The organism is Brevibacillus fortis, assembly GCF_046196545.1.
Lineage (GTDB): Bacteria > Bacillota > Bacilli > Brevibacillales > Brevibacillaceae > Brevibacillus > Brevibacillus fortis_A.
Genome location: NZ_CP176370.1, coordinates 6,205,407 through 6,228,300 on the forward strand (window position 1 = coordinate 6,205,407; position 22,894 = coordinate 6,228,300).

Here is a 22,894-nt window from a genome sequence, read left to right on the forward strand (position 1 = left end):
ACTAGCCTTGCGTAAAAATGGCCTGCTCGCCCGACAAAATTTCCTCTGCCAGCTTCACAAGCGGCATGCGCCGTTGCATGCTTACTTGCTGCATCCATTTGTAAGCCGCATCCTCTTCCAAGGATAGGGCACTCATCAGCTTTCCTTTTGCCTTTTCCACTGCTTTGCGATCCTCGATCTTTTGCTTCAGATCATTGATATCCTTCTTCAGTGAAACGACTTTTTCCTTTTGACTGAGGGCGATTTCTACTGCGGGAATCAAGTCATCCTCCGACACCGGCTTCACCAAGTAAGCCGTTACACCCGCTTTTCTGGCATCCTGGACGAGTTCCTTTTGGCTATAAGCCGTCAAAAGAAGAATGGAACTGTCTGAAAAGGAACGAATGATACTGCTTGCCTTGATTCCATTCAAGACAGGCATTTTCACATCCATGATGATCAGATCGGGCTTGTGACGATGGGCCTGTTCGACTGCCTCTTCTCCGTTTTTCGCCTCGGCAACCACTAAATACCCTTCATTTTCGAGCATCTCGCGCAAATCCATGCGAATAATCGGCTCGTCATCAACCACCATAATCTTCGGCTGTGTCATCTTCATCCTCCTTTTGGATCGGATAGAGGATGGTAACCTCTGTTCCGTTCCCAGTGTTGCGGAAATGCATCGTGCCCTCGAGGTCTTCCCTGACCAGCGTATCGACAATTTTCAGGCCGAGATGGCCCTTTTTGTGGATTTGCTCCATGTCCTCGATTCCTACTCCGTCGTCTGTCACAGACAAACTAACGAAGTCTTCCTTGGCGACGAGTGCAATAGAGATTTTCCCTTCTTGCTGCTCATGAAAACCATGAATCATGCAATTTTGAATCAGCTCGGTGACGATCAAGGCAAACGATGTTGCTTTGTTGGACGGCAGATACACCGATTCCCCGGTCACCACGACGTGTATGGCTTGCTCAGAACGTCTCATCGAAGAGACGATAATTTTCGATATTTTGGTTAAAATCTCTTTGAAGTCAATCTGCTCCAGACCATCCTGTGCCAAGTATTCGTGAATAATGGCGATGCTGTTGATGCGATTGATGCTTTCCCGGTATACCTTTTCAATCTCGTTGGACTGCGAACGCCGCATTTGCAGGCGCAACAGACTAGAGATGGTTTGCAAATTGTTTTTGACCCGGTGGTGAATCTCTTTGATCACCGCGGATTTGATCATTAATTGCTTTTCTTTTTCCCGAATGTCCGATATGTCTCGCAGGAGAATGAATCCCCCGATGATGTCTTGTTTGCGGACGGACGAAACCGCTTTCATCATGATAAAATGCTTGCCTTTTGACAGCTCCTCCTGAATATAACCCCCGTTGCGTACAAAATTCTCCGGGGAAACTCTCCAGGAAAAAATACGTTCGATACTCTCGCCTTTTTCCGGCCGTTCAAAGCCAATCAAGGAGAGCAGTTTGTGGGCACGGCCATTGGCGTACGTGATAACCCCACTCTGATCAAACAAAATCATGCCCTCGTGCAAAAGCGACGAAATGGGCAGATCAGGTACAGCGAACTGGATAAGCGTCTCACTTAACTGCTCCGTTGTTTCCTTGAGCATTTCGACGTTCTTTTCCTGTTCCACCTGTTTGGATATATCTTGTTCAGTTATCAAGGTCCCGATTGTTTTTCCAGCCGCATTCGTGATGGGTACGACACTTTGTCGCATCACGACCTGCTCCTGTGAAACCCCACGTGAACCGATGACGGGCTTGCCTGTAGTCAGACAATACATAACGGCCGGCTCATTAATCGCCGTCGCCAAATGCCCTACGACCGATCCACTGTACATAGAGCGTGCCGTACTCGGTGCAGCTTGTGCGACTACCATCGCAGCGCTCCGATCTACCGTCGGACAATCGATAAACATGTCCGCTTGAGACAGATCAGCAAAAATCTGAAGCTTGGAAGCCAGATCCTCCACAATCCGAATGTCGTCATCACTCAACGTCGTGGACGCTTTGCACACTTCTCGTATTGATTGCATGTGAACCTCTTTTCACCTGCTAGGAGTTGATATGACCTCATTTTCTCACAGACACGCTACGGCGGAAAGGGGTGTAATACTGGTTAATCACGCTTACTCATTGACAATTTCTTGCAAATACGCTCGCAATTCTGGCACTCCCTCACTCGTGAGCGAGGAGGTCCGGAAAATCTTCGCATTGCCGAGCGATTGACGCAGGTATTGTTCTGCCCTCTCCACATTTGCATCAGGATGATCCATTTTGGTAATGACCCCGATGCACGATTGCGGAAACCCTTGCGAAAAGCCAGGAGGGAAATAATTGCGCTCCCGCGTAGCATCCTGCACCATCACAATGACCTTCGCCTCAAGAGAGGTCGCCATAAGCGTGCGGTAAAACATCGGGTTTTCGCTGTACTCACCCGGAGTGTCAATCGCCCAGTCCCGATATTCGAGCGCTTGTGTCTTCCTGGCAGGCTGTTCGTCATTGAACAGCGCCCGCACCAGAGAAGATTTTCCTGCTTCGATTGCACCGATAATCATTACACGGCCGGTCATGATTTCGTCACCAACGCCGGTGTAAACCGCAGTTTTTCGCTCAGTACCTGATTGACCGCTTCGACTGCCATCTCAACAGCGGATACATCGCCTACGACAATCAGTGAACCTGTAAAACGATCGAGAAACCCAAGCTCGACGTCAGCAGCCTTTGTCGCAATATCCGCGGCAATAATGGCTGTTTCGGTAGGCGTCAAAGTCAAAATGCCGATCGCACCGGCCTCATTGATACCTAGCTTGGTATAGAGCATTGGGTCAGGGTTTGCAATTACATGAGCCAACGTGACCTGTTTCCCTGGTACGAATTCCTGGATGACTCGTGAACGTTCCTGTTCCATTCCTATTCCTCTCTTCCTGCGGCACCCGGCACCTCAAACGAATCCACGATGCCTACGATGATCGCATCGATCGGCACACTGGTGCCGGAGAAAAGGATTCGGGCAGGCGTCCCACGAGAGACGATAACCTGCTCCCCGATTCCCGCACCGATCCTGTCCGCTGCGATAACGGTTTGTCCGCCTTCTTCGCCACGCCAATCAATCGGCTGAACCACCATGAGCTTGAGATTTTCCATGCCTGCTTCTTTTTGCGTGGCCCAGACGCTGCCGATCACTTTTCCCAAAAACATGCGATCACCCTTTTCCTAAATAGCTGACCGTAATGCCGCGTTCTCTCATGCTGTCATAAGCAAGTGGAGAAACAATTGCACCTTTTTTCACGATCAAAGTCGTATCGCGAAGCTCAGGCTGAGATCTGATCCAATCCGCTGTCAACAGCTTCCCGGAAAAGACGGCTTCTTGCTCATCCAAAGGAGTCAATGTCGGTTGTTCTGTCTTGGTAGTAGTCTCCACTTTTTGCAGCTGAGACTTCAGCTTAGAAACCACGCGATCAGCCAGACGGCGTTGCTCTGCAAACTCCACACCCAGTTCTTTCATGCCCTCAACGTGACGGTTGAATAGCTTTTCATAAGCAGGTGTCAGTGTCAATGTTTGCAGGGTACGACGGTCTGCGCGCTTGATTCCTGGCACATCGGAACCAGCGATGACGAATTTACCCGTCACCAACGCGGAAAAGACGATTTCCGCTTTGATCGTTCCTTTAAGACCGGAAGCAATTCTCGCTGCATTATCCAAATCAATTTCTGGAATCACGATACCGACATAATCTTTCGGCACTTCCAACGGGGCAGGAGCGTACTCATCTGCTGTAAGAATTCTGCCTGCTCCCCCACATTCGATCTTGTGCATTCCCAACCAAGAGGAGGTTTCTCCGTCCAGGAAGAGAATGTCATGGCAGATCCCGTGGTTTTTCAGTTGGATAAAATGATCCTGAAACGCCTCATGAGCCTGGCTGTCGCAAAAAACGTACAGGACACGAGGCGCTGTGCTTTGCTTTTCCGTATTCATCGATTGCAAAATTTCTTTTGTAATCGACGCCACCATTTCTCTGATGTCCATCAAGCTCAACCTCCGTTAGCCGGAGTAAAATTGCCCGTTCTTGCCGATCACTTTTACCCGGTCGCCCGTTTTCAAATTAGCGGCATTACCTTCATCCGTATCAACGTGGAAATCAAGTGCAAACTGCGGATGCACACGAACGACTACATCTGGATAGATGATAGGACGATCGCTTTGCGTCGCCAGGATCAGCGTATCGCCATCCTTCACTTGATATTGCTCGGCATCTGCAGGAGACATATGAACGTGGCTCTTCGCTACGATTACGCCTTTGTCCATCACGACTGTCCCTTTTGCCGTAACGAGTACCATACCTGGTGTTCCTTCAATATCTCCAGACATACGCACAGGGGCTTGAACACCTACTGCAAAGCCGTCTGTCCGGGAAATTTCCACTTGTGTCGCGCCACGAGCTGGTCCCAAAACGCGAACCCCGTGGATGCTGCCTTTTGGTCCCACGATGGTGACTGTTTCTTGGCAAGCAAACTGGCCCGGTTGCGACAAATCACGCATTGGCGTCAATTGATGTCCGGCTCCGAAAAGCTTCTCGACATCTGCTTGCGACAAATGAATGTGACGGTTAGATACGCCCAAAGGAATTTCTCGCACTGCCTCGGCAGCTTGATTGGTGGAAGGCTGCTGGTTCTGATCAACTTGTTTCACTTGAATCCCTCTTCCTTTCAAGAAATCTGCCGCTGCTGGTGTTATTTTATCCCCTTTCTCAACGAGAAAGGGGTTTGGAATGCCTGACTTATGCATGGCTCTCAAGGATGCTTCTGTAATCACTGCCATAAGGATTTATTACCCTTCGAGTTTAGGCAGAATCAGTTCAATGTCTCCATGAGGGCGTGGGATAACGTGAATAGATACGAGCTCTCCTACTTTTTCAGCAGCAGCGGCACCTGCGTCTGTGGAAGCTTTTACTGCACCTACGTCACCACGTACCATAACAGTCACGAGACCGCCACCTACGTGTACTTTACCAATCAGTTTTACGTTAGCTGCTTTTACCATTGCGTCAGCAGCTTCAACTGCTCCTACCAAACCTTTTGTTTCTACCATTCCCAATGCGGACATTTCTCCAGCCATTTTCATTTCCTCCTTAATTATATCTCCAAAATTTTAGTGTTTTACGACATTAAGTCGTCATTTCTGTTAACACGGATTTGATGATGTTTTTGATCTCATCGCGGCTCAAGCCGACATTCATGGAAGAGACAGCCTGTAGGACAGCTTCTTCCGCTTGTGTCGCAGGAGCTGCTGATACTGGCGTTGATTGCGGCATTTCTTTGATGCCAAATGCAACACGCTTGATGTTGAACATATGCTTCGCACCGATGTTATCGGAAGTGATGTTGCCGCCTAAAGAACCGCATCCAAGCGTAAACGCCGGTTGTAATCCAGTCGTTGCACCAATTCCTCCGAAGGTCGTACCCGTATTTACCGGAATTCTAGATGCTGGCATTGCTTGACCATACGCTGCGATGACATTGTCATCCTGGGCGTGAATACCCGCTGTATGTCCAAGACCACCATGCTCCAGCAATTCGCGGCAACGAGCAAACGCTTCGCTGTCGCCTTGAACAGTGTAGAGGGCAAGGATCGGTGCCAGTTTTTCAACGGACATCGGATAAGCTTTGCCTACATTGTTCTCCTCCGCAACGAGGACACGCGTATCAGCAGGGATAGTAATACCCGCCATTTGAGCGATCACATGTGGAGAGCGGCCAACGATCTTCGCGTTCAGCGAGCCGTTTATCGTGACGATGGCAGCTACCTTTTCCTTTTCTTGCTCGTTCAGGAAGTAGGCGCCTTCACGCTTCAGGGCAGCAATTAATTGGTGTTTGGTGGATTCCTCCACTACCAATGCTTGCTCAGAAGCGCAGATCGTACCATAGTCAAACGTCTTGCTCTGCACGATGCGTCTGGCAGCAGCAGCAAAGTCAGCAGTGTGGTGGATGTAAACTGGTACGTTACCAGGTCCCACACCGTATGCCGGCTTACCGGAGCTGTATGCTGCGCGTACCATCGGAGTTCCGCCAGTCGCGAGAATCAGATTGGTCAGCTTGTGCTTCATCAGCTCATTTGTTCCAGGAAGCGTAGGCTTCGTAACGCAATGGATCAAGCCTTCTGGTGCTCCAGCCGCTACTGCCGCCTGTGCCATCAGTCGCGCTGCTTCCAGCGTGCATTTGGCTGCCGACGGATGCGGGCTGAAGACAATCGCATTTCTCGCCTTGAGGGAGACCATCGATTTATAAATAACCGTGGACGTCGGATTAGTGGAAGGTACAACCCCTGCTACGATACCAAATGGCTGCGCCACTTCCCATACCTTGTTCTCTTCGTCCTTACGGATGATGCCAACCGTTTTTACATCTTTTACAGATGCGTACACATCTTGTGCAGCAAACAGGTTTTTCATCCGCTTGTCAGCGACGTTACCAAAGCCTGTTTCCTCTACAGCCATTGCTGCCAGTCGATCTGCATGCTCCACGCCCGCTTTGGACATGGCCTCGATGATTCGGTCAACTTGCTCTTGGCTGTAGGTAGCGAATTTGGCCTGTGCTTCCTTTGCTTGTGCGAGGTAGGTACGCACTTCCTGTATGGAATACAGATCAGCGTCGAGTGTCATTAGGCTTTGTCACCTCCGCCTTGTTTCTCTTCCAACAGACGAATGAGATCTTCTTTTTTCGCCATGTTGATTTCGTTCGTTGTCAGCGGGAAGTCCACATACGAACGCGCCATTTTGCGCAGGTCATTGATGGATTGATCTTGCAATCCGGACACTGGCGCTTTAGCCGGCTCTGCCTTAACCTCTTCTTTTACTTCCGGTTTTAGCAGGTTTTTAATCATTCTTGGAACATTTTCATCAGGACGTGGAATCACGTGTGAGTGCAGCAATCTTCCAACACGTCTCGCAGCGTCAGCGCCAGCATCTACTGCTGCCTGTACGGAGGAGACATCTCCGATTACATACACGGTAACGATCCCTGCGTCCGCTCCTTCATAAGAGACGACTTTGACGTCTGCCGCTTTGGCAGCAGCGTCTGCGGCAGCGATGAGAGCAGGCAAGCCCAACGTCTCGATCATGCCGAGTGAATATGTTGTAGCGCGCATTTACATTACCTCCCCTTCAAGAGGGAAAATCCCTATTATCGTTTGACAGGCTGTTGGGCGACACTTCTTACGGCATCGGCAAAAGCATCGGCGGCTGCCGTGCATGCCGATTGGCTGCCAGTGAGTAGCGCTCCCCCAAAGTTCGTTTCTGTCGGTGGACCAAAAAATTGAACCATTTGTACATCCGCAGCCTTGAGGGCGGCATCAATACCATACATGGCCTCCAGCGGCGGAGCGATCAAGTAAGCAAGCGGCTCACCTTCGCGGATTCCGGCGGTTTGAGACAAGTAGCTGCCCGTCCGCGACACAACATGGGCGTAATACGCATGCGTCCCTTCATCATTCAAAGAGTAAAAGCATGCTCCGCTTTCCATAAATGCAACGGCTGCATCCAGTCCGCTCTGCACCTCCGATGGCGTCGCGCCTCCGATCATCCCGATGAACTCGCCGGACAACGGTCCAGACGCATGGCCTGAGCCTGCATAAAACGACTTGGCATACACAACTTCCACCACTGCCTTTTTGGTCGCTTCATCAATGGCCGTATACCCCACATCGTCAATCGTGGAGGTCAATAGCCCCAGACTTCGGATATGAGAAGGCAGGTTCAGCTTCTCCGCAAATTGAGGATCGACATTGGGAATCAGTCGGATCGCAAGCGGCGTCGCTCGAATTGGTTTTTCCATGCGTGTCACTCCTTTCAAGACAACATCCCTGATCAAAAGCAAAAAAAGGTGCCTAAACACGAAAAAATAAGCCGTGTTCAAGGGCACCTTTGCCTTTTGATTATTCACTTGTGGGTAGAAGATTACACGCTATTTACGTGGTCTTTTACCTGTCTCTAATGTAGAACAAGGCAGGGAAAAATGCAAGCGTTTTCGGCATTCCGTCACTTTTCCATATTCCGGTCATATTACGGACACACGCCCCCATTAAATTTGTGTTGTAGCCGAGACGGGCAAGCCCGCAAACAAGGCTCACCACCATATACAGAACCCCAAGGAGGAATTTTACAATGAAGAAGAAAATGGCAATGGCAGTAATGGCTCTGGCAGTATCCGCAATGGCAGGCTCCGCGTTTGCGGCAAATGAAACGGCGACAACGACCGGTGTTTCTGCTCCACTGAAAATGGTGAACACAAATGGTACAGAAGATCTTGTAAAACCAATTTTTAGCCTGGAGCAAATGGCAAAGGAACAGGGTATCTCTGTGGAAGAGTTGATCGAGCAGCTTGAAAAAGAAGGCAAGATCACAAAAGGAGTTGCTACCAGCAGTCCAGACGGCACCAATTCAGGCGGAGCATTCATCGCTCTGGACCCTGCTATGAATCTGGAAGAAATGGCGAAAGAAAAAGGGATCTCCGTAGAAGAGTTGATCGAGCAGCTTAAAGAAGAAGGCAAACTGGCAATGACTATTTCCACGCCAGCTATCAATCTGGTAGAAGTAGCAAAAGAAAAAGGCATCTCTGTGGAAGAACTGATCGAGCAAATGAAAAAAGAAGGCACCATCACCGATCGTGCTACAGTATCTGTCAAAATCGATGAAAACGGCAACCAAGTGGTCACCTTTCAAGAGGGAAGCAGCTTGGAGCAAATGGCAAAAGAGAAAGGAATCACCGTTGACGAATTGATCAAACAGCTCGAAAAAGAAGGCAAGATCACAAAAGGTGCAACAGTCTCAGTAGCTGCCATCAAAAAATAAGCGTTGCCTTTCAAGCACACACAAAAACCTCTGACGGGAAACTGCCAGAGGTTTTAATATACCCTTCGCCATTTAACGGACACATAACTCCATTATGCTAAACAACTGAAACAAGAACGTTTTTTACAAATGATGTAAGTCCAAATGATGTCCATCATTGCTATGATAAGTACAAATTGATTTGAGATAGATAGGAGGTGTTTCTTCGTGAAACGAATTCTGCTCATCGAGGATGAAATGCCGATTGCCCGGCTTGTCCACGTCTACCTGGAACGGGCTGGCTATGAGGTAAAATGGAATGAGGGTGATCACGAGGCAATTCCGACTTTTCTCTCCTGGAAACCGGATCTTGTCCTACTTGACCTGATGCTTCCCGATCATGACGGCTTGGATATACTCGATCAGATTCGCCAATACGGCAGCTGCCCTGTCATTATCATCACGGCGCGTGGAACTGTGCCGGACAAGCTCCAAGGGCTGGCCCAAGGTGCTGATGACTACATCGCCAAGCCCTTTGATCCTGAAGAAGTGCTCGCTCGTGTCCAAGCCGTGCTCCGCCGTTCCTCTTATCTCTCAGAAGCGGATACGATCAGGCTCGGCACGCTTTCGATAGATGTTTCGGCACAGAATGCGTTAATCGGGAAAACTCCCCTTTCCTTAATGCCACGGGATTGGCAGCTGCTCGTTTTTCTGGCGCGACATCCCAACCAATGCTTTAGCCGCGATCAATTACTGGATCAAGTGTGGGGAATGGACTTTGAAGGAGGGGATCGTTCTGTGGATACCGCTGTGAAACGTTTGCGCAAAAGCTTGTCGCCTTGGCCGACTTCCGAAGGGGAGATCAGCACGATCAGAGGAATGGGGTACAGCCTGCGTGTTTACTAAACGATCTACTTCTACCAGAACAGCTGTGCCTCTCTTGCGCTACTGGACGTGGCGCTACGCCTTGATTTTGTCAGTTATCCTACTCGGCATCGGCTTTTTTGGAATCTATTGGATTAACAAAGCAGCTACAGAACAGCAGTTTCAAGTATTGGAAGCAAGAACAGAGATGCTCGCGGATTCGTATACCAAGGTGTTGCTTACCAAGAGCGACACAGCTACTCCTTTAAGGAAAGGGGAGTTGGCGCAAGTAACTGCTGCTATCCCTGGCCAGACCCTCACTACTGTAGCTGCTGTAACTGGCCCTACGTCACCTTCTATTACCGACACCACATTGCCCGCAGCAGCTACCACCACGATCGCTCTTAGGGTCATGCCAACTGTGCCAATGGATCACGTGGTACAGATTTACGATGTTGCGGGCAAGACGTCCAAAAAGGAAATGGTCAATCAGGCGGCTGCTACCATTACCAAGTTGCCTACACCTATCCAGCCTGTAGACAACACAAAGGAAACACGGGAGGTTATCTCCGCAGGGGAAGCTACGTGGTTGCGGGTAGGTGTACCTTACTATGAACAAAACGGAGTCGCAGGCACTTATTATATGAGCACGCCGCTTAACAATGATTTGGTCCACACCTATATCACGATCATGGTTTCCATTGGCATCATCACCTTGTGCGGTTGGGCCATCGTCTATGTTTTGTCTCGATCCCTGACGCAGCCACTCCGGCAGTTGGCAATGGCAGCCGAGCAAATATCTACCGGAAACTATGCGCCCTCACTGCCCGATACCGCCAAAATAAAAGAGGCAGAAATCAGCCAGCTGGTCCATTCCTTTGACGAAATGGCTAACCGACTCGGACAGCTGGAGCGGATGCGCACCGACCTTTTGGCTGGTGTTTCCCATGAGCTGCGTACCCCTGTCACCTCGATCCGCGGGATGATTCAAGCGGTGAAAGACGGCGTTGTGAAGGGTGCGGATGCGGATGAATTCATGCAAATCAGCATGGACGAAGCCAAACGACTCCAGACAATGGTCAATGACCTGCTCGATTTTTCGTCGATGGAAGCAGGTGAGGTATTCGTCGAGAAGCAGTCCATACGGATAGAATGCACATTAGATCAGATCGTCGCACAGGTGCAAACCTTGCCCTCATTTGCAGACGTATCTGTGACCGTTAACTCGACTGGACGTGAAATCGTATGGATTGGCGATGAATCACATGTCAAACAAATTTTGCTCAATTTATTGGGGAACAGTGCTGCAGCAAATGCAACGCAAATCAAGATCGACGTCTACAACCAAAGCGACTTCCTCTCCATCGATGTAACCGACAACGGAAAAGGAATTCCTGAGCCAGAGGTTCCTTTCATTTTCGAACGGTACTATCGCGGAGATAGCAAACGCAAAAAGAAGCAAGGCCTAGGGCTGGGCCTGACGATCTCCCGCCTATTGGCAAAGGCACACGGCGGCAATGTCGAATTGGTTCAGACATCTCCAGAAGGAACAACCTTTCGTCTGACACTCGCCCATCCATACTCGTCCGCATGAAAATGAAAAGAGGAAGCAGCACCGATCATTCGTGCCGCTTCCTCTTTTACGTATGGGCCCCCTCCGGTACATGCGTGCGGATAAGATCCATGAAAATGTCCAATGCTTTGGTATGAAACTCGTCAGATTTCGTGACGAGCGAAAAGTCACGGGTAACCGGTGTCCCCGTCACCTTCAGTGTACAGAGCGTGCCGAGCTTGCGTTCTTTGCGGATGGCCCAATAAGAGAGTAAGCTGATTCCCAGGCCAGCCTCCACTGATTCCTTGATCACCTGTGTACTGCCGAACTCCATTCGCTTTTGCGGTGTGAATTGCAGCTGGCGAAACATTTTTTCAGCCGCTTCCCTCGTGCCCGACCCTTCTTCCCGCACAATCCATGTTTCCTTCGTCAACTCGTCAATACTGACCTCAGTCTGCCCGGCCAATCGATGCTCTGGAGAAGCAATCAAATACATACGATCATCAGCAAATGGCTCCACGCACATTTTTTCGTCCACATACTCCCCCTCAACTATCCCGACGTCGAGTTGTCGCTTCGCCACCAGCTCAGCAATGACTGTGGAATTGTGGATCGTAATCGTGGGGGTAATCATTGGGTAATACTGACGAAGACGCGCAATGACATGAGGAAGCACATACTCTCCGTATGTGTAGCTGGCGCCAATGGTCAAATGCCCACTCGGTGTATTCATCAAATCATCCACAAGGCTCTGCATCCGCGTGTACAAGCCCAAGATCTCCCGAGCGTGATGATAGACAATCTCCCCCGCTTTATTCAAGCGAACATATTTGTTGCTTCGCTCCAGGAGCTTTGTCCCTATCGTGCGCTCCAGGGCATGAATATACTGACTGACGGCAGGCTGCGTCATATGGAGCTCTTCTGCGGCTCGGGAAAAGTTCTGTCTGTCTGCAACGGTCACGAACACAAGCAAATGCTGATCCAACTGCCTTCACTCTCCTTTCCACCACTAACCATTCATTTCACTTATGATGATCATCGCAATGATTTATTTTTCTTATTATAACAGTTGCCGTATGCTGAGTTTGTAAATCTTTTCGAGGAGTGATGGCAATGGCAACTCCGATCAAAAGCAGCGTGCCATTGAATGAAAGCAGTGCCAGTGTACAGCCTGCAAAAAACAACGAAAGCAGCCCCGCATCCTTCCCACAGTGGATAGCTGGAATCGCATTTACTTTTTTCATCGCCCTGACAGGCTACGGCTTAGCGAAAATACCTGGCTTTCAACAAGTTGGCCCCCTCGCCTGTTCGATCCTGATCGCGGTTGCATACCGGCATTTTCGTGGATATCCGGAAGCATTGCGATCAGGGATTCAATTCTCCGCCAAACGTTTACTGCGTCTGGCTATTATTTTGTACGGGCTTAAGCTCAATATCGACGTCGTCTTGAATCAAGGGCTCGGGCTTCTCGTCTATGACGCTGGTGTCATTATTTTTGCCATCGCGGCCACGATGCTGATAGCCAAGTGGCTGAAAGCAGACTCTTCCCTCTCCCTCATGCTTGGAGTCGGTACAGGCGTCTGTGGAGCAGCGGCGATTGCAGCCGTCTCTCCTATCGTTGCTGCCAAGGATGAAGATACCGCCATTGGGGTAGGAATGATCGCACTCGTCGGAACCTTATTTGCTATTGCCTACACGATCCTGCGTCCATTCCTTCCCCTGTCCGCGGTCGAATACGGCATGTGGTCAGGAATTAGTCTGCATGAGATTGCTCATGTCGCATTGGCTGCTGCACCAGCGGGTCAAGATGGGCTAGCGATTGCACTGCTGGCAAAATTGGGGCGTGTGCTTCTGTTGGTCCCGCTCTGTTTTATCCTGATGGTTTGGATGAAACGCTCCGGGAAATTACAAAGTGGCACCAAGATCGAATTCCCTTGGTTCCTGATCGGCTTCCTCGCCATGAGTGTATTTGGAAGCTACGTTCTCGGCACATCCATTCCTGTCTCAGAAGCGTTCCATAATGGTGTCGCCCATGTCACAACCTTTGTGCTCACCATGGCGATGGTTGGGCTTGGCCTCAATGTCAATCTGCGTGCACTGCGGACAAAAGCGGCGCGCCCACTGATTGCCATGAGTATTACCTCGATTCTTTTGTCGGTACTCTCCTTTGCATTGGTATAAACAGCTGTGGATAACCAAACATCCGAATTTGAATTCGCCGATTTCTTGATGATCGGCGAGTTTTTTTGTGGATAAGGACAAAGATTATCCCCATATGTTGATAAAGATGTGTACATCTTTGCCGAGGGGGATCTATATGTCGAGAAAATGGTTGAGGAGAGGACCGAATATCTTATTCATCATCGTGGATGAGGAACGATTTCCCCCTGTTTATGAAAATCCTGCGATACGTGCATGGAGTGAGGATACACTCCATGCTCATGCTTTTTTGCGAGAGCATGAGTTGGAGTTCAAGCGTCATTACGTCGGCTCCACAGGCTGTTGCCCTAGCAGAGCCACCTTGTTCACCGGTCAGTACCCCTCTTTGCACGGCGTCACCCAGACCAGCGGCGCGGCAAAACGCTCTCCCGACAGCGACATGTTCTGGCTCGATCGCAATACTGTCCCGACGATGGGAAATTATTTCCGTCAAGCGGGCTATCGGTGTTTCTATAAAGGCAAGTGGCATATATCCGATGCCGACATCTGGGTACCGGGTACCCATTTTCCTATCCCCAGCTATATCCCTGGAACAGGGGTTCCTGATCCCGATAAAGAGCGCTTATACTTGCTCGCGGATCGGCTGGACGGCTATGGCTTCTCCAGTTGGATAGGGCCTGAACCGCATGGGAGAGCGCCGCATAACTCCGGTTCGTCCGCAGCCATCGGAGTAAATGGTCGTGATGTAGTGTACAGCAGCGAAGTCATTGAGCTACTCCATGCACTGGACCAGGAGAAACACTCCGTTGAAAGCTACCAACCTTGGCTGATCGTGGCGTCTTTCGTCAATCCACATGATATCGCGATCTATGGGGATATCTCTGCGGGCACACCGTTTTTTCGCTTCCATGTGGATAAGTCCGTTCCCACTGTTGCCCCGCCCCCTACTCAGCATGAGTCACTAGCAACAAAGCCGCGCTGCCAAGCGAGTTATCGGGAGGTATATCCACAAGCGTTCCAGCCCATTTCGGACCAAGCCCATTATCGAAAATTGTACTATCAGCTCCAGAAAAACGCCGATCGGGAAGTCATGCGTGTTCTGGAAGCACTCGTCGCCAGCTCGTTTTATCCCGAGACACTCGTCGTTTTCACATCCGATCATGGCGAATTGTTGGGCGCCCACGGCAATCTGCATCAAAAATGGTACTGTGCCTATGAAGAGGCGATTCACGTTCCCCTCATCATCCACAACCCACTCCTTTTTCCACACGCAACCTCCACAGAGCTGTTAACCAGTCATGTAGATATTCTTCCGACACTGCTCGGCATGGCTGGAGCAGACACAGATAGGCTTGGTGAGGAGCTGACCGATACACATAGCGAGGTACGACCTCTTGTCGGCCGTGATCTTACTCCCCTCATTTTGTCCCACGATACCGATACTATCTCCAGCGAGCCAATCTACTTCATGACGGACGACGATGTAACAAAAGGACAACATCAAATGAGTCTACAACACCAGCCCTATGACTCTGTCATTCCTCCCAATCGGGTAGAACGGTCATCGCCTACATATACTCCGCCGGACATCGCGCTTTATGGAAATACTCTCGCTATTTCGCCGCTGACATAAACAACCCCACGATGACCGATTACGAACTGTACAATCTCACGACCGATCCTTTGGAAACACGGAATTTGGTAATCCCCCTCTACAAAATCACACACTCAGAGCGCGTTCGTTTGAAAATGGAGCTGCTTTTAGAAGAACAACGAGCTCAAAAGCGACTGACACCCTTTTCGAACCCTTTCGCACATCTTCTGTCTACGTGAACATTCCCGGAACAACAGAAAAAACCCCTCAGCTTGAGGGGCTTTTCGACTTTCCTTTTCTCTTCACTATTCCTGTTCGGTCAATGCTTTTTCCAATGCTGCCATCGCTTCTTGTTCATCGACACCATCCGTGATCAGGGTAATTTCTTCCCCTTTTCCAATCGCTGCTGCCATAATGCCCATGATGCTCTTGCCATTTACATTTTTCTCATTTTTGATGATTTTAATTTCGCTGGAAAAAGACGTGGCCACCTTCACAAAGTTCGCAGCAGGACGTGCATGCAGGCCGTGCGCCAGTTGAACCACTATTTTTTTCTCTACCATTCTGATCTACCTCCTTCTCTACACTCTCTCAAGCCATTCCTTCACGAACGCCTCTACTTGCGCAGAAGTGCTCATCTGTAAAATCGTATCGATCTGTTTCGCTGCGTCCTCTACGCTCAAACGACTCAGCTGTTGGCGCGCAGGCAAAATGCTCCCTGCACTCATACTAAATTCATCCAGACCCATTCCCAACAGAATCGGGATCGCAATAGGATCGCCCGCCATCTCCCCGCACATGCCGACCCATTTGTTCTGCGCGTGCCCTGCTTTAATGACGTTGTGCAGCAAGCGCAAAACGGCAGGGTGATAAGGCTGGTAGAGATAAGCGACCTTCTCGTTCATACGGTCGGCTGCCATTGTGTATTGAATTAAATCATTGGTTCCAATGCTGAAAAAGTCAACTTCGCGTGCAAATTGATCGGCCATCAGTGCCGCAGCAGGGATCTCAATCATGATACCCACTTCGTACTGATCGGATACTACGATTCCGCCATTTACCAAAGATTTTTTCTCTTCCTCCAAAATCGCTTTCGCCTGGCGGAACTCCTCCAGTGTCGCAATCATCGGAAACATGATTTTCAAATTGCCGTGTACACTTGCGCGCAAAAGAGCACGCAGCTGCGTACGAAACAGTTCTTGGTTGTCGAGACACAGCCGGATGGCGCGATGTCCAAGAAACGGGTTCATTTCTTCTGGCAAAGCCAAGTAAGAGAGATGCTTGTCCCCACCAATGTCCAATGTGCGAATAACCACCGGGCGGTCGCCCATATGCTCCAGCACGTGCTTGTACGCGAGGTATTGCTCCTCTTCCGTCGGAAAATGATTGCGTCCCATGTACAGAAATTCCGTGCGGAACAGCCCGACACCTTCTGCCCCATTGGCGATTGCCCCAGCGACATCTTCAGGACTTCCGATATTGGCGGCAAGCTCGACATGATGATTGTCTAACGTGACCGTTTTATTGTTCACAAGCTTCGCCAGTTCGGCTTTTTGCGCTTTGTAATCAGCCTGCTTGCGTTTGTAGACAGCGATCTCTTCTTCACTCGGGTCGATAATCGCGATTCCTTCATGCCCATCGAGAATGATGAGCGTCGAGGGTTGAACTGCACGAGTAATCCCTTGTGTTCCGACAACAGCAGGAATTTCCAGGGAACGTGCCATAATCGCCGAATGAGAGGTTCGTCCACCAATGTCCGTGACGAAGCCTTTGACATAGCGGCGGTCTAATTGGGCCGTATCGGAAGGCGTCAAATCATCCGCTACAATGATTACTTCCTCTGTCAGCTCACCGAGTCCTGCAAACGGTACCCCGAGCAAGTAAGAAAGTACACGTGTGGTCACGTCACGAATATCTGCTGCTCTCTCCCGCATGTATTCGTTGTCCATTTGCTCGAAAAGTCCGATGAATGCTTGTGCGACATCATTTAAGGCACTTTCAGCGTTTGTCTTTTCGTTTGAGATTTTATCTTTGACAGTATCGACCAGTTCCGGGTCTTCCAAGACGAGCAGGTGAGCTTTGAAAATGTCTGCATGATCCGCCCCCATCTCCCGCTCCACGCGCAGAACGATGTCCTCCAAATCATTTTTCGCTCGAGCCAATGCCTCTTGAAAGCGTTGGATTTCACCCGCCGGATCTTCAATCGCTACGGTATTAATCTGTAAGTCAGGCGTTGTTAGTAAAAACGCCTTGCCAATGGCTATACCTGCTGAAGCTTTTACACCTGTGATCTTTTGGGACATCGTAACACCAGCCTCTCTCAATGGCTACCTGACCATTCCTTCAATCTACGTGCCTGTTCGCGCACGATCTCCTCAAGAGGATGACCTGCCGGAATGCCGGTACAATTGTGTAATGTATTTTCCCATCCAAACTCTTTCAGGCTTGCTTGTATCCGTGCGGACTCCGCATCCTCGGGATAGTCGAATGCCAGTGCCGCTGCAATCGCCAGACCCAAATGCTCTGGATTCATTCCTTTTTCCATGCATTGCAGCCCTGGGCCGACCAAACGATCATGCTGCGACAGCTTGCGGATCGGCGAACGTGCCACCCTGACAATATCGTCAGACAGCAGCGGGTTGGTATATCTGCCGAGAATTTTTTCTACATACTGCTCATGAACTTGCGAGTCGAATCCGTACTTGGCAGCAAGCAGTGCACCTGTCTCCTGAAGAGCCCCGCGTGTCGCCTGAACAATCCGGTCGTCTCGCATCGCTTCATCAATCGTTTTCATCCCCAACTGATACCCCAGGTACGCGATGACCGCATGACCTGTGTTGACGGTAAACAGCTTTCTTTCGATGTACGGCGCGAGGTCCTCCACATAGGTAACGCCCTCTATAGAAGGGACTTCTCCTACCATCTGCGACGAATCTACCACCCATTCGAAAAACGGTTCAACCATAACCAGAAGCTTGTCATCATGCTGCTGCAAAGGAACAATCCGGTCTACAGCTGCATTGGGGAATCCGATCCATTGTGCTGCCTCTGCTTGAACCGATACCGTCAGGTGCTCATACACATGCTCCTTCAGCTTCTCGCTGCCGCCAATCATATTTTCGCATGCAATCACATTGAGTGGCTTCGCATGAACAGAAAGTCTCCGGGTAATGCCGGCTGCGATGGCCCCTGCAATGTGCGGAAGAATGTTAGGACCGACTGCCGTCGTAACCAAATCGGCAGTGGCGATCGCTTCAGCTACCGCAGCTACATCCTGACCATTGATCGCTCGAACTCCTTCCACGACCGACTCCGGTTTTCCTGTTGTCGCTAGTTGCACACGATACATTTTTCGCTCATTCAGTTCATCGACCAAAGCCGCATTGACATCCACAAACGTAATTTCATAGCCTGCCTTTTGCAACAGCTGTCCGATAAAGCCTCGCCCAATGTTACCTGCGCCAAAATGTACAGCTAGCATAGGGGATTACACCTCCTCGGAGAACATCGCAATGATTTCTTCCGCCGAAGCCGCGTTTACAATCCGCTTGACGTTTTCCTCCTCGGAGCAAAGAATCGCGATGTTTGAGAGCACCTCCAGATGCTCATCTCCTACAGCAGCAATGCCTACCAGCAAGTAAGCTGTATTACACCCTCCAAAATCTACGCCCTCCGGCACCTGAATGATGGAGATCCCCGTGGATTGAATCTCTGCCTTGGATTCGTTCGTTCCATGCGGAATGGCTACGCCGCTTCCGATATATGTGGTCGCCAACTGCTCGCGCTCTTGCATTTTCTCTATATACGCCTCCGTTACATGGCCTGCACGCACAAGCAATTGTCCTGCCAGTCTGATCGCTTCTTCCTTATTGGCTACCTTTGCATTCAACATGATTTTTTCTGCTGTCAATATATTTTTCATTTCGTTCTCTCCAATCCTATCTTTTTGAGGCAAAACGCATACATTTTGCCCGCTATATAATCAGCAATTTGCTGTGTTTCTCCTGTTTTCAAAACTGCTTGCATTTCTTCTTCAATCAAAAGGGAGCTGATCTCGCTGAGTACTTCCAGCCCTTCTTTCGGCACTTCTTTCGGCCCTAAAAGTAGCAGAAGCGTGTCAATGGATATCACTTCTTCATCCATCGAGCGTAGAAGGACGGGCTCTCGTAATTGGTGAAACGTAAAAGACGCCTTGTTCACCGCTTCATTTCTTCCGTGAAAAAGGGCCAAGGATGTTCCCGGAATCCCCAAACCGCCGAGCTTTTCCCGCTCGATCAACTGCTTGACTACCGGTTCGACCTCCTCGATCGTTCCACGTTCTTTCAGCCTCTTGCTGATTTGTCCCAAAAGCTGGGCGATGTCCTGATCACGATTATCCCATCTCATTCCCCATAGCCCATCGTATAGCTCATTGGCATACGCAGCGTAGTATTGCATGGCCCTCAGTTGTTCGATGGACTGCTGTCCTGCGGGAACCAGCTGACTTTTCTCCTGATGGGATCGTTTCTGGCTCGTCGTGTGCAATTGATATTTAATTTTTTGGATGTCGTCTGGTGGAAGCAGCGGGCTGACCACGACATATTCCGCTGGATCGAGCGGCAATGGAAGGGTGGAAATGACCAAATCATAATCTGTTGCTGGAACCTCTTCCAAGTCGAACATGGACAGATTTTTCAAGCTAACGATTTCCGGTATTTCTTTTTTGATGCGCGTTGCCAAAATCTTGGAGGAGCCGATTCCGCTGGAGCACACCACTAATGCCCGGTACCACTGCTGCTCATGGCGCGTTCTCTCCAGTGCCGCACCAAGATGCATCACCAGGTACCCGATCTCTTCATCTGGAACCTGTAGCTCTGGCAAAATCGTATGGACCGCTTCACTTGTTACGGCAAACAGCTTTGGGTAGTTTTGCTTGATCTGTTCGAGAATCGGATTGCGAATCTCCATCTTCCGCTGTAATCGGTACAACGCTGGCTCCAAATGCGTCAGCAGACCATGGAACAGCGAGGCGTCATTGCCAAGTGGAATGTCCAAGCGTTCTTCGCAGGCTTGAATGAAGCGTTTCGTAATGACCATGAGCTCCGTATTTTCGGGCCATACCTGGTCATCCGGAGAATGCCGCAGCTTGGCTCCCCGCAGATGCATCGTAATATAGCCGATCTCATCCGCTGGGATCTCCATTTGGAAAATCTGCTTTAGCCGATCCATGATGTTGCTGGCTATTTCGTACTCGGGTGTTCCAATCAATTCACTGAGGGTATTCTCGTCAAAATGAATGCCTTCCCCTTTTTCAATCCGTTCCATGGCCAATGCCAAATGGGTGACTAATCCGAGATAGGCGCTGTCTGCCAAAGGATATGGAAGCTCCTCATCCAGATGGCTCAATGCATTCTCGACCTTGATCAGCTTTTCCCGGTCAATCAAACCGAGCAGCCGTTCCGAAATTGAGTCGATGTCTCGCAGTGCCTTGTTTTGAATATTTTCTTTGATAATGCCAATCAGCTCGTGATCGTCCAGATGCTCGGCAATCAGTCTGCTGATAGCACGCCGCTTGGACGACTCTGTCCCTTGCAGCTCTACGCCGTACCCTCTTTTTCGCAAGAGTGATAGATCGTATCGAGCGAGCATGGTCTCTAAATCATCCAAATCATGGCTGATGGTCGCTGTCGTCACTTTCAAATCGATCGCCAGCGAAATCAGCTTGACTGGCTCCGATGCCTCCAAGAGCGCACACAGGATGATGGCCTTACGTTCCTGCGCGGTGTATTCCTTCGTCATGTGATGCAGGACAGACATTCTGAGTGCACGCTTTTGCTCGTCAGTCCCCACTACTTCTAGCCCTGAACCTGTTTTTCTGACTAACTCCAGTTCAAATTCGTCAAACAAGGAATCTAGGGCATCCAATTCCCTATGAACGGTACGGCCGCTTACACCAATCTGTTCGGCGATCGAACCAACGGTAACTCCTTTTTGTTCCTTCAATAAAATCTCGATAATAGATCGCTGTCGAGAGGATACATGCATGTCTTCGTTCCCTCCTTAACGCCAAAGAGGGAAGACGCTAGCTCTCACTAGCGTTGATTCCCTTTACCCCAGGCGTTTGACCAACTTGTCATACTCGGGACTATTCAAGAAATTTTCAATAGAGATATGCTCCGCAGAAGGCGCTTTGACCTGCGCTCTCTCTGTTAAAGACTTGTGCGTAATGACGATATCAGCGTCGCCTGGAATGTCGTTGATCGCTGTATTGATGACCGTAATCTCGGTCAGGCCCGCATCCTTGAACTTTTTTCGCAAGGACGCCGCTCCCATCGCACTGGAGCCCATTCCCGCATCGCAAGAGAAGACGACTTTCTTCACGTCAGCAGCTGCTACCTCATGCTTCACGGGAGCTTCTACTACTTCTTGTTCCTGCGCTTTTTTGCCTTTCATCTCTTGCATTTTTTCTGTCGCTTTTTCCAGTTCATCTTCGTCTGTCTTCGCGCTCATTTTCAAGAGAGCAGATGCGATGAGGAAGGACACGACAGTCGCTGCCAACACACCAGCCAGTACCGGTAGCAATCCACCACGCGGAGCCATTGCAATCAAGGCGAAAATACTACCTGGAGATGGTGGTGCCACCAATCCTGCGCCAAGCAATGTGAAGGTAAACACACCAGCCATCCCTCCGCCAATGGCCGCCAGAATCAGACGCGGATTCATCAGCACATACGGGAAGTAGATTTCGTGAATACCTCCGAAGAAGTGAATGATGACAGCACCCGGAGCCGATTGCTTGGCACTGCCTCTGCCAGCAAGCCAGTATGCCAACAAAATTCCCAGACCTGGCCCCGGATTGGATTCAAGCAGGAAGAAAACGGATTGGCCCATCTTCGCCGCTTCATCCAGACCGATCGGGCTCAAAATACCGTGGTTAATCGCATTATTCAGAAACAGAATCTTCGCTGGCTCGATGAAAATGCTGGCAAGCGGCAACAATCCTGCACCCACAATGACTTCTACACCTGCTGCAAGCGCCTTGCTCAAGCCTGCAACGACAGGTCCAATTGCTTGGAAAGCAAAAAGTGTCAGTAACCCACCAACAATACCCGCGGAAAAGTTATTCACCAGCATTTCAAAGCCGGAACGAATTTTTCCTTCAAACAACTGGTCCACTTTTTTCATAGCCCAGCCACCCAAAGGACCCATGATCATGGCTCCCAGGAACATCGGGATGTCTGCGCCTACGACAACCCCCATCGTAGCGACGGCACCTACGACCCCGCCTCGAACATCATGAACCATTTTTCCGCCGGTATAACCGATCAGCAGTGGCAGTAAATACGTAATCATCGGTCCAACCAGTTTGGCCAAATTTTCGTTAGGCAGCCAACCTGTTGGAATAAACAACGCAGTAATTAATCCCCAAGCGATGAAGGCACCGATATTCGGCATGACCATCGCACTCAAGAATCGTCCAAACTTTTGTACCGAGACCCGTATTCCGCCTGAAGAGTTTTTTGTTTCCACGCTCTCCATACTAAACCCTCCTTTACCCCTATTTATGAGATGTTGACATGATTGAAAAAGGTAATGTGTACATCTCAAATATAAAGCGTTTTCATAGGAGGTAACAACAAAATCAAAGCGCGAATTTGTCTAACTCGTTGTTGCCAAAACTTAATTGCGCATAGGAAAAAGACCTCTGCCCTGTTGCAGAAGCCTTCTCCTTACACATTCTCCGATTCAACCTTGATCACTTTTCCAGTCTTCACATCTACATCGATCTCAAACACCTGATTTTGCTCGATTTCCTTTGCTTGATCAATGGAATGTCCAGTTGCATGAACCGACATCCCCCCTCCCAATACGGCGAGCCAAATACCAGCCCACTTCCCAATGGCTGTTTTCGTCATGCTTGCACTCTCT

Annotated in this window: 23 protein-coding genes and 1 pseudogene; 5 read left to right on the forward strand and 19 right to left on the reverse strand. The window is 49.8% G+C overall.

What is annotated here, in order from left to right; all coding sequences use genetic code 11:
* Position 1: 1 nt before the first annotated feature.
* The 11 genes from ACKKE8_RS30065 to eutL form a co-directional block, all read right to left on the reverse strand.
* Complete coding sequence (locus ACKKE8_RS30065) at positions 2–592, reverse strand: ANTAR domain-containing response regulator (RefSeq protein WP_047069979.1); 591 nt, start codon at positions 590–592, stop codon at positions 2–4.
* Positions 564–2,024 (reverse strand): sensor histidine kinase, encoded by a 1,461-nt coding sequence (locus tag ACKKE8_RS30070; protein ID WP_007720095.1) that lies wholly within the window; start codon positions 2,022–2,024, stop codon positions 564–566. The genes ACKKE8_RS30065 and ACKKE8_RS30070 overlap by 29 nt, the downstream gene beginning before the upstream one ends.
* Before the next feature lie 93 nt (positions 2,025–2,117).
* Complete coding sequence (locus tag ACKKE8_RS30075; RefSeq protein WP_409176217.1) at positions 2,118–2,561, reverse strand: EutP/PduV family microcompartment system protein; 444 nt, start codon at positions 2,559–2,561, stop codon at positions 2,118–2,120.
* Positions 2,558–2,899 carry an ethanolamine utilization microcompartment protein EutS gene (gene eutS / locus ACKKE8_RS30080; RefSeq protein WP_088909882.1) on the reverse strand — a complete coding sequence of 114 codons (342 nt, stop codon included), beginning with the start codon at positions 2,897–2,899 and terminating at the stop codon, positions 2,558–2,560. Before eutS ends, ACKKE8_RS30075 begins: the two co-directional genes overlap by 4 nt.
* Positions 2,900–2,901: 2 nt before the next feature.
* Positions 2,902–3,189 carry a EutN/CcmL family microcompartment protein gene (locus tag ACKKE8_RS30085; RefSeq protein ID WP_007720099.1) on the reverse strand — a complete coding sequence of 96 codons (288 nt, stop codon included), beginning with the start codon at positions 3,187–3,189 and terminating at the stop codon, positions 2,902–2,904.
* A gap of 4 nt (positions 3,190–3,193) precedes the next feature.
* Positions 3,194–4,018 carry a hypothetical protein gene (locus tag ACKKE8_RS30090; protein ID WP_173619837.1) on the reverse strand — a complete coding sequence of 275 codons (825 nt, stop codon included), beginning with the start codon at positions 4,016–4,018 and terminating at the stop codon, positions 3,194–3,196.
* 15 nt (positions 4,019–4,033) lie between these two features.
* The gene (gene pduL, locus ACKKE8_RS30095) at positions 4,034–4,810 is read right to left on the reverse strand and encodes a phosphate propanoyltransferase (RefSeq protein WP_041749711.1); all 777 of its coding nucleotides are present in this window, start codon (positions 4,808–4,810) and stop codon (positions 4,034–4,036) included.
* Positions 4,811–4,819: 9 nt separating this feature from the next.
* Complete coding sequence (gene eutM / locus ACKKE8_RS30100) at positions 4,820–5,107, reverse strand: ethanolamine utilization microcompartment protein EutM (RefSeq protein WP_007720104.1); 288 nt, start codon at positions 5,105–5,107, stop codon at positions 4,820–4,822.
* 49 nt (positions 5,108–5,156) lie between these two features.
* On the reverse strand, positions 5,157–6,650 hold the full coding sequence (locus ACKKE8_RS30105; protein WP_409176218.1) for an acetaldehyde dehydrogenase (acetylating): 1,494 nt from the start codon (positions 6,648–6,650) through the stop codon (positions 5,157–5,159).
* Positions 6,650–7,135 carry a BMC domain-containing protein gene (locus ACKKE8_RS30110; protein ID WP_409176219.1) on the reverse strand — a complete coding sequence of 162 codons (486 nt, stop codon included), beginning with the start codon at positions 7,133–7,135 and terminating at the stop codon, positions 6,650–6,652. The genes ACKKE8_RS30105 and ACKKE8_RS30110 overlap by 1 nt, the downstream gene beginning before the upstream one ends.
* A 35-nt stretch (positions 7,136–7,170) precedes the next feature.
* The gene (eutL, locus tag ACKKE8_RS30115; RefSeq protein ID WP_409176220.1) at positions 7,171–7,821 is read right to left on the reverse strand and encodes an ethanolamine utilization microcompartment protein EutL; all 651 of its coding nucleotides are present in this window, start codon (positions 7,819–7,821) and stop codon (positions 7,171–7,173) included.
* A 329-nt stretch (positions 7,822–8,150) separates the two neighbouring features.
* On the opposite strand from eutL, the gene ACKKE8_RS30120 reads away from it, so the two are divergent.
* The 3 genes from ACKKE8_RS30120 to ACKKE8_RS30130 all read left to right on the forward strand — a co-directional run bounded on the left by ACKKE8_RS30120 (position 8,151) and on the right by ACKKE8_RS30130 (position 11,274).
* The gene (locus ACKKE8_RS30120; RefSeq protein WP_409176221.1) at positions 8,151–8,837 is read left to right on the forward strand and encodes a hypothetical protein; all 687 of its coding nucleotides are present in this window, start codon (positions 8,151–8,153) and stop codon (positions 8,835–8,837) included.
* A gap of 207 nt (positions 8,838–9,044) precedes the next feature.
* Positions 9,045–9,722, forward strand: a complete 678-nt coding sequence (locus ACKKE8_RS30125) for a response regulator transcription factor (protein WP_409176222.1) — start codon at positions 9,045–9,047, stop codon at positions 9,720–9,722.
* The gene (locus ACKKE8_RS30130; RefSeq protein WP_409176223.1) at positions 9,712–11,274 is read left to right on the forward strand and encodes an ATP-binding protein; all 1,563 of its coding nucleotides are present in this window, start codon (positions 9,712–9,714) and stop codon (positions 11,272–11,274) included. Before ACKKE8_RS30125 ends, ACKKE8_RS30130 begins: the two co-directional genes overlap by 11 nt.
* A 46-nt stretch (positions 11,275–11,320) precedes the next feature.
* Here ACKKE8_RS30130 and ACKKE8_RS30135 read toward each other — a convergent pair whose 3' ends face one another.
* Positions 11,321–12,217, reverse strand: coding sequence for a LysR family transcriptional regulator (locus ACKKE8_RS30135; RefSeq protein ID WP_409176224.1), 897 nt, complete (start codon positions 12,215–12,217; stop codon positions 11,321–11,323).
* A 128-nt stretch (positions 12,218–12,345) separates the two neighbouring features.
* Here ACKKE8_RS30135 and ACKKE8_RS30140 point away from each other — a divergent pair, with 128 nt between their 5' ends.
* Complete coding sequence (locus ACKKE8_RS30140; protein ID WP_409176225.1) at positions 12,346–13,413, forward strand: YeiH family protein; 1,068 nt, start codon at positions 12,346–12,348, stop codon at positions 13,411–13,413.
* A gap of 136 nt (positions 13,414–13,549) precedes the next feature.
* Positions 13,550–15,225 (forward strand): annotated as a pseudogene (locus ACKKE8_RS30145) (sulfatase-like hydrolase/transferase).
* Positions 15,226–15,291: 66 nt separating this feature from the next.
* Here ACKKE8_RS30145 and ACKKE8_RS30150 read toward each other — a convergent pair.
* The 7 genes from ACKKE8_RS30150 to ACKKE8_RS30180 form a co-directional block, all read right to left on the reverse strand.
* Positions 15,292–15,549 (reverse strand): HPr family phosphocarrier protein, encoded by a 258-nt coding sequence (locus ACKKE8_RS30150; protein ID WP_015893797.1) that lies wholly within the window; start codon positions 15,547–15,549, stop codon positions 15,292–15,294.
* Between the two features lie 18 nt (positions 15,550–15,567).
* On the reverse strand, positions 15,568–17,289 hold the full coding sequence (gene ptsP / locus ACKKE8_RS30155; protein WP_409176226.1) for a phosphoenolpyruvate--protein phosphotransferase: 1,722 nt from the start codon (positions 17,287–17,289) through the stop codon (positions 15,568–15,570).
* Positions 17,290–17,306: 17 nt separating this feature from the next.
* Positions 17,307–18,467, reverse strand: a complete 1,161-nt coding sequence (locus tag ACKKE8_RS30160; RefSeq protein ID WP_409176227.1) for a mannitol-1-phosphate 5-dehydrogenase — start codon at positions 18,465–18,467, stop codon at positions 17,307–17,309.
* Positions 18,468–18,473: 6 nt separating this feature from the next.
* Positions 18,474–18,908: a PTS sugar transporter subunit IIA gene (locus tag ACKKE8_RS30165; protein WP_409176228.1), complete on the reverse strand. Its 435-nt coding sequence runs from the start codon at positions 18,906–18,908 to the stop codon at positions 18,474–18,476.
* Positions 18,905–21,010, reverse strand: a complete 2,106-nt coding sequence (locus ACKKE8_RS30170) for a BglG family transcription antiterminator (protein WP_409176229.1) — start codon at positions 21,008–21,010, stop codon at positions 18,905–18,907. The genes ACKKE8_RS30165 and ACKKE8_RS30170 overlap by 4 nt, the downstream gene beginning before the upstream one ends.
* Before the next feature lie 63 nt (positions 21,011–21,073).
* A complete protein-coding gene (locus tag ACKKE8_RS30175; RefSeq protein WP_409176230.1) occupies positions 21,074–22,504 on the reverse strand; it encodes a PTS mannitol transporter subunit IICB in 1,431 nt (476 codons plus the stop codon).
* A gap of 191 nt (positions 22,505–22,695) precedes the next feature.
* The gene (locus tag ACKKE8_RS30180) at positions 22,696–22,881 is read right to left on the reverse strand and encodes a hypothetical protein (RefSeq protein WP_409176231.1); all 186 of its coding nucleotides are present in this window, start codon (positions 22,879–22,881) and stop codon (positions 22,696–22,698) included.
* Between the last annotated feature and the right edge of the window lie 13 nt (positions 22,882–22,894).